The 6890-nt window shown below is 33.8% G+C and carries 9 protein-coding genes; 7 read left to right on the top strand and 2 right to left on the bottom strand.

From position 1 onward, the window contains the following. Positions 1–266 precede the first annotated feature (266 nt). The 7 genes from der to QZ659_RS19680 all read left to right on the top strand — a co-directional run bounded on the left by der (position 267) and on the right by QZ659_RS19680 (position 5768). Complete coding sequence (der, locus tag QZ659_RS19710) at positions 267–1574, top strand: ribosome biogenesis GTPase Der (RefSeq protein ID WP_291728688.1); 1308 nt, start codon at positions 267–269, stop codon at positions 1572–1574. 11 nt (positions 1575–1585) lie between these two features. Then, positions 1586–2041 carry a hypothetical protein gene (locus QZ659_RS19705; RefSeq protein WP_291728685.1) on the top strand — a complete coding sequence of 152 codons (456 nt, stop codon included), beginning with the start codon at positions 1586–1588 and terminating at the stop codon, positions 2039–2041. Between the two features lie 39 nt (positions 2042–2080). Beyond that, positions 2081–3649, top strand: a complete 1569-nt coding sequence (locus QZ659_RS19700; RefSeq protein WP_291728683.1) for an acyl-CoA carboxylase subunit beta — start codon at positions 2081–2083, stop codon at positions 3647–3649. Positions 3650–3696: 47 nt separating this feature from the next. Beyond that, on the top strand, positions 3697–4317 hold the full coding sequence (locus QZ659_RS19695; RefSeq protein ID WP_291728681.1) for a hypothetical protein: 621 nt from the start codon (positions 3697–3699) through the stop codon (positions 4315–4317). Then, positions 4314–5288 (top strand): DNA-methyltransferase, encoded by a 975-nt coding sequence (locus QZ659_RS19690; protein ID WP_291728678.1) that lies wholly within the window; start codon positions 4314–4316, stop codon positions 5286–5288. Before QZ659_RS19695 ends, QZ659_RS19690 begins: the two co-directional genes overlap by 4 nt. An 83-nt stretch (positions 5289–5371) precedes the next feature. Beyond that, entirely contained in the window at positions 5372–5578 is a 207-nt protein-coding gene (locus QZ659_RS19685) for a hypothetical protein (protein ID WP_291728676.1), read from the top strand. 19 nt (positions 5579–5597) lie between these two features. Then, a complete protein-coding gene (locus tag QZ659_RS19680) occupies positions 5598–5768 on the top strand; it encodes a site-specific DNA-methyltransferase (RefSeq protein ID WP_291728674.1) in 171 nt (56 codons plus the stop codon). Position 5769: 1 nt separating this feature from the next. Here the strand turns inward: QZ659_RS19680 and QZ659_RS19675 are convergent, their stop codons facing one another. Both QZ659_RS19675 and QZ659_RS19670 read right to left on the bottom strand, forming a co-directional pair. Next, entirely contained in the window at positions 5770–5955 is a 186-nt protein-coding gene (locus QZ659_RS19675; protein ID WP_291728671.1) for a hypothetical protein, read from the bottom strand. Positions 5956–5968: 13 nt separating this feature from the next. Beyond that, positions 5969–6580 carry a Uma2 family endonuclease gene (locus QZ659_RS19670; RefSeq protein ID WP_291728669.1) on the bottom strand — a complete coding sequence of 204 codons (612 nt, stop codon included), beginning with the start codon at positions 6578–6580 and terminating at the stop codon, positions 5969–5971. Between the last annotated feature and the right edge of the window lie 310 nt (positions 6581–6890).

Raw genomic sequence — 6890 nt, 5'->3', positions numbered from 1 at the left:
GAAATTGATAAATGCTATTCAAAAATAACCTTTTTGAGCCTTTTTTTATAAAAAAGTGTGCTAAAACAGAGTTAGAACTCTAAAAATCAACCAGTTAAATACCGAGTTCACGTTAAAACAAAAAATTAAACAAACTCTTACGATAAAAATAAGAATGCACAAAAATCAATTTCTAAAGTCGGAAAGAGTTGTGTAATTTTGTAAGTCAATACAAAAAGTAAAAATTAGAATGCTATAGGAATGTAATTTCCTTTAAAAAATAAACTATGTCAAATATTGTAGCCATCGTAGGACGACCAAATGTCGGAAAATCCACACTTTTTAATCGCTTAGTCGAAGAGCGTAAAGCCATTATGCACGATGAGAGTGGTGTTACTAGAGATAGGCACTATGGACAAGGGCAGTGGAACGGCAAATTTTTTACACTCATAGATACAGGTGGATACGTTGTCGGTTCTGATGATGTCTTTGAAAGGGCAATTCGTGAGCAAGTAGAAATTGCGATGGAAGAAGCAAGTGTAATTCTTTTTATGGTCGATACGCATACGGGTATAAATCCATTAGATGAAGAATTTGTAAAAGTGCTTCGTCGTTCAGATAAGCCTATTTATCTAGTTGCTAATAAGGTAGAATCTATGGAGCATAGAAACAATTCTGCCGAATTTTACAATTTAGGAATTGGAGAACTTTTCCCTGTATCTTCTCAAACAGGCTCTGGAACAGGCGATTTATTAGATGCAGTAGTTTCTAATTTTGAAGAAGAAGGAGAAGAAAACCCAAATGAAGGCTTACCAAAAATTGCTATTCTAGGTCGCCCAAATGTAGGTAAATCATCATTTTTGAATATTCTTTTAGGAGAAGAAAGAACTATTGTCTCTGATGTTTCTGGAACAACAAGAGATTCTATCGATACACACTACAAGGCTTATGGAAAAGAATTTATCTTGACCGATACGGCTGGAATGCGACGAAAATCTAAGGTGAAAGAAAATATTGAGTTTTATTCGGTGATGCGTTCCTTGAAGGCATTAGATGAGTGTGATGTGGCAGTCATTATGATTGACACGACACAAAAACTAGAATCACAAGACCTTACACTTATTCGTTTGGCAATAGAAAGACATAAAGGCGTTGTTTTGATTGCTAATAAATGGGATTTGGTAGAAAAAGATTCCAAAACAGCACACGAGTTTACCAACGATATGAAGGAAAGGCTAGGCATGGCTTCTTGGATTCCAATTATTTTTACTTCTATGCTTACCAAGCAACGTGTTTTCAAAAGTATCGAAACGGCGATTGACGTTTTTGAGGAAAGAAGCAAGCAAATTTCTACTTCAAAGCTCAATAATGTTTTGTTACCAGACATAAAAAGGACTCCACCACCTGTTCATCGTGGAAAAAATATAAATATCAAATATATTACTCAACTTAAAGGTTCTGCCCCTCTGTTTGCTTTCTTTACCAATTATCCAAAACACGTACACGAGTCGTATAAGCGATTTTTAGAGAATAAAATTCGTGAACATTTTGGTTTTGAGGGCGTACCTATCCGAATTATTTTTAAAGAAAAATAGATGTTGTTTTTATGAAAAAATGGATAATTTGGATTATATCTGCATCAATAATTGTTACTGCTTACTTTTTGGGTTCTCATTTTGAGTTTACACAAGAAAAAAGATTCGCCAAACACCGAATAGGCATTGAAAATCTCAATGAGCTAGAAAAACAAATCGTTGGGAGATGGTGGCTTTCTTATGATGGAGGTAGAACAGATTTTAAGTACCAAAAATATAGATATTTTATTCTTTCTGCTGATAGAAGGCATTGGAAAAAAAGCGAAAGTGGAGAGCGTCCCAACTATGCAGATTGGAAGATTAATCCAATAGATTCAATACTGACTTTTAGATATGATAAAAACAAAAATGATTCTGTAAGATACAAATTAACGTACGCAGATTCTACCAAAGTCTATTTAGAAAGGTTAAAGAAAAACGGAGACGCAGTTCATGTAGAATGGAAAAAATTTGATATTATCAAGTAAAAAGAACATAAACTTTCAACTCACTAAACCCAAACCCTAATGAGCCAAAACAATCATTACAACGACGGAACTCCCACAGAAGTATTAGACCGAAAAAATGCAGAAGCACTTTTAGGAGGAGGACAAAACCGAATAGATGCACAACATAAACGAGGCAAACTCACAGCGAGAGAGCGTATAGAATTACTTTTAGACGAAGGTTCTTTCGAAGAAATCGGACGTTTTGTAATGCACCGAACCAAAGATTTTGGTTTAGACAAACAACATTATTTGGGAGATAGTGTAGTTACAGGCTACGGAACGGTTAATGGTCGTTTGATTTATGTTTTTTCACAAGATTTTACTGTTTTTGGAGGTTCGCTTTCAGAAGCACACGCTGAAAAAGTCTGTAAACTAATGGACTTGGCAATGAAAAATGGTGCGCCTATCATTGGTTTGAACGATTCGGGAGGTGCTAGGATTCAAGAAGGAGTAGTTTCTTTGGCTGGTTATGCTGATATTTTTTATAGAAATACAAGAGCTTCTGGCGTAATTCCTCAACTCTCTGCCATTATGGGGCCTTGTGCTGGTGGTGCTGTATATTCTCCTGCTATCACAGACTTTATTATGATGGTGGAAAGCACGTCGTATATGTTTGTAACAGGACCAAACGTAGTCAAGACAGTAACTCACGAAGAAGTAACTGCCGAAGAACTCGGTGGAGCAAGTACACACAGTTCGAAAAGTGGTGTCGCTCACTTCTCTTGTGCCAATGAAGTGCAATGTATCGAAGAGCTTAAAAAACTTATCTCTTATATTCCTCAAAACTGTGAAGAAATAGCTCCAGTTTATCCTTACGAAGCAAAAGATGACGAACTTCGTCCAGTTTTAAATGATATTGTTCCTTTAGATGCTAACAAGCCTTATGATATGCGTGAGGTAATTGAAGGAATTATCGATGAAGATAGCTTTTTAGAAGTGCATAAAAATTATGCAGAGAATATTTTGGTAGGTTTTGGCAGAATTGGTGGGCGTAGCATCGGAATTGTAGGTAATCAACCTTCTAATTTAGCTGGATGTTTGGACATCAATGCTAGTAAAAAAGCAGCTCGTTTTGTTCGTTTCTGCGATTCTTTCAATATTCCTTTGCTTGTTTTGGTAGATGTACCAGGATTTTTACCAGGTACAGACCAAGAGTGGAATGGAGTAATTAACGATGGCGCAAAACTTCTCTATGCCTTTAGTGAGGCAACCGTTCCACGCATTACGGTCATTACACGCAAGGCGTATGGTGGTGCGTATGATGTGATGAACTCAAAACACATTGGTGCAGATATGAATTTTGCTTATCCAAATGCCGAAATCGCTGTAATGGGAGCAAAAGGAGCAGCCGAAATTATCTTTAAGAATGAAATCAAAGCAGCCGATAACCCAACCGAAAAACTCAAAGAAAAAGAAGATGAGTACAACCGAAAGTTTGCTAATCCGTACCGTGCAGCGCATAGAGGTTATATCGATGAGGTTATTTTACCAGAGCAGACACGCCAGAAATTACTTCGTGCATTCAAAATGTTAGAGAACAAAGTAGATTCTTTGCCAAGAAAAAAGCACGGAAATTTGCCTTTGTAGAATAAGTTTGTATAGATGCTTTACTTCTAAAAATTTATTAATTGTAAATGGATATTTTTGAAAAAGGAGATTATAAACCTATTCCTACATCCTTTAAGATGAAGGGTATAATGGCATTAGAAGAATTAACTAAGTTTCAGCAAGAGTTTGAGTCATATGATACAGACACAACAATAAATGAAATACAAGATTCTATTGTAGGAAACTACTTGGGATATGATCTTTTAAACTTTAACAAGCATGGATTTGATCCAAAAAGTTCAAAAACAGGTAAGTTTTTAGAAGTAAAGCAATGTAGCATATTTTCAAAAAGATTGGGTGGTACTTGGAATGATACAAACGAAGATAAGGCATTAGCTTTTAGTAACGAAATGCTTTTTACTGCTGTTGGTATTTGGAAAGGTGCAGCCGATTTACAATTTATTGTATATGGTCAACATGAAAAATTAGGACAATATCTTTTTGAAAGAGTTAAAGCTGTAGCAAATACAAGTACTCGTTCTACACAAAGTGTAGAAATTGGCAAAATGATTAAAGAATATAATTTCAAAGTTATTGTACCACCAGATAAGACGAAAGAGTTTGTGTACAAAATTTTGATAAACTATAAAAGAAGTATATCAAGTTATCTTTCTATTGATGACTTGTTAACTATTAGTGAAATATGAAAAACACCTTTCAGTTATATCATAAAAGCTCATATATATTAGAAGATATTGAAAACAACTCTATCGATGCTCTCATTACTGACCCTCCTTATGGTATTTCTTATCAAGGTAATTATTGGGATAAAGATTTGCCAGATAGGAAAGTTTGGGAGCAGGGTTTTGAAAAGCTCAAGAGTGGAAGTTTTGGTTTAGTCTTTAGTTCTATACGATTGATGCACCGACTAATGGTAGATTTGGAAGATAGTGGCTTTCTGATAAAAGATGTTTTGTTTTGGGCGTATCTCAATGGAATGCCAAAGAGTAGGAACGTAGGACTTTCAATAGATAAAGAATTAGGAGTGGAAAGTGAAAAAATTGGAGAATACAAATATGTACAAGGTTATAAAAAAGAGGGAGCAGAAAGTTATAAGGCTTCCAAAAAAGAAAAACTAGCTCCAAGTTCCGAGTTAGGAAAAAAATATGATGGAGCAGGGTTAGGAATCAAGCCATCTTATGAACCTATCATTTTGATTCAAAAGCCCTTAGAAAAAGGATTAAATGTAGCACAAAATATCATCAAATACGGAACAGGAGCATTGAATTTTGAAGAAACTAGAATTCCATATAAAGAAGGAGAAAGTAAAGTAGGACACAATCCACACGAAAAAGGAAGAGTTCCAGCTAATATTATTCGTACAGAACCCTTTGAGGATGGTTATGATAAATTTTTTTTAGTGCCAAAAGTGAGGCAGCATAAAGATGATTTTAATTTTCATCCTACCCTAAAGCCAGTAGAACTCATGCAACATTTAGTAAAACTCATTACTTTTGAAGGACAAACCGTCTTAGACACTTTTATGGGCAGTGGCTCAACAGGAGTAGCTTGTATGGAATTGAAAAGAAAGTTTGTAGGATATGAGCTTGATGAAAACTATATAGAAATAGCTAAAAGAAGAATAGAAACAAGTATTTCTACTCCAAAATTGTTTTAGAAATTTACAATACTAAAAACTGATAACAGTTCTGTTTTTTTTGCTCGTACAATATCAAAAAGACATTAAAAAAACGAATTGATATGACTATAAAAGAGCAACTCATCATTGATATAATAAAACTTCAAAATCCACATTTGATAGAAAGTTTATATTCAACTTTCAAGTCAATGATAAACCAGTCTGTAAATGTCATTGATAGCGCAGAAGATGAAGACTTATCTGTTTGGGATGATATTATCAAAGATACGTATAGAGAAAGAAGAGAGTCAGCCAAAATATTTCATTAGTAAAATAGATATAGAACTAATGCAGCATTTAGTAAAACTCATTACTTTCGAAGGGCAAGCTGTCTTAGATCCTTTTATGGGAAGTGGATCAACAGGAGTAGCGTGTAAAGAGTTAAATAGAGATTTTATTGGCTATGAAATTAATAAAGAATATTATAAAATTGCGCAGAGAAGGATTTATGATGGCTAATTTACCTCATAAACTTTGAAAACTTGATAGTACAAAGCCATCCAATAAATAGTACTAAAAGACTGCTAAAGAGGATGCCATAAGCATTATTACGATAGCCTCCAAAGCAACCATAATGAACTTCTACTTTTTCAAAAAGCATAACAATTCCGACGAAGATAAGTGTTGTTCCTATTCTGTTTTTCATTTGATATACAAGTTTAGTCTGCAAAAATAATTTCCAAATCTATTGTTAAATCTGGCAAATATATGGAAGTAATATATTCGTTTTCTACAAAAGTTTTTTGATAGACATATTTTTCTTCTTCTAAAAAAAATTGCTGAATTGTTTTTTCATTAGGACGAACAATCCAGTATTCTTGTACTCCGTTTTCTTCATAGAGTTCAAATTTATCTTTTACATCTCGCTTTGCATTGTTAGATAAAATTTCAATAATCAAGTTCGGCGAACCTTTACAACCTTTATCATCTAGTTTTTCCAAATCACAAATAATAGATAAATCTGGTTGTACGACAGTATAGATTTCTTTATCTGTCATTCCTTCTAATTGTTGGCTGGTAAGTGATGGGTTTTTTAAAAGGCGTACATCGAAAGGCGCAGCATATACTTTACAGCTACGCTCATTTTCTCGTAAGTAATTAAAAAACAAACCACTCAAGCGCAAAGAAAGCTCTTGATGTAATCTGTTTGGTGCAGACATTGGAAATATTTTTCCTTTGATAAGTTCTACAAACTCATCAAATTTCCACGTCAGATAATCTGCATAGGAATAAGTCTTGTCAAAATCTAATTGGTCTAGTGATGTTATCATAGTTTTGGTTTTTTTGTCTTTGTAAACGTAACGTTGATAATAATGGTTTTTTGTAGTTCAAAAAGTCAAAACCTCTAAAAACTCTTCGATTTTTGATTTTGTGTGTTATTATATTTCATTTCTTCTATGCTCAATATATAGTTTGTGCTATCTTCTGTAATATATTTTATTCGAATTAATTTATCATTTGTAATTATCTCATCAGATAATGTTGCATGATAAGAAGGAAAGAAAAATGGTGTTTGTTTCTTATAATTGTAGGGTAAACGCATGAAAGATTTATGCAAAGACGACTTGTTCTAAATAGTCT

The sequence above is a fragment of the Bernardetia sp. genome (assembly GCF_020630935.1).
Taxonomy (GTDB): domain Bacteria; phylum Bacteroidota; class Bacteroidia; order Cytophagales; family Bernardetiaceae; genus Bernardetia.
Note: the sequence above shows the minus strand (reverse complement) of the source record. Positions and strands in the feature narration are given on the sequence as shown.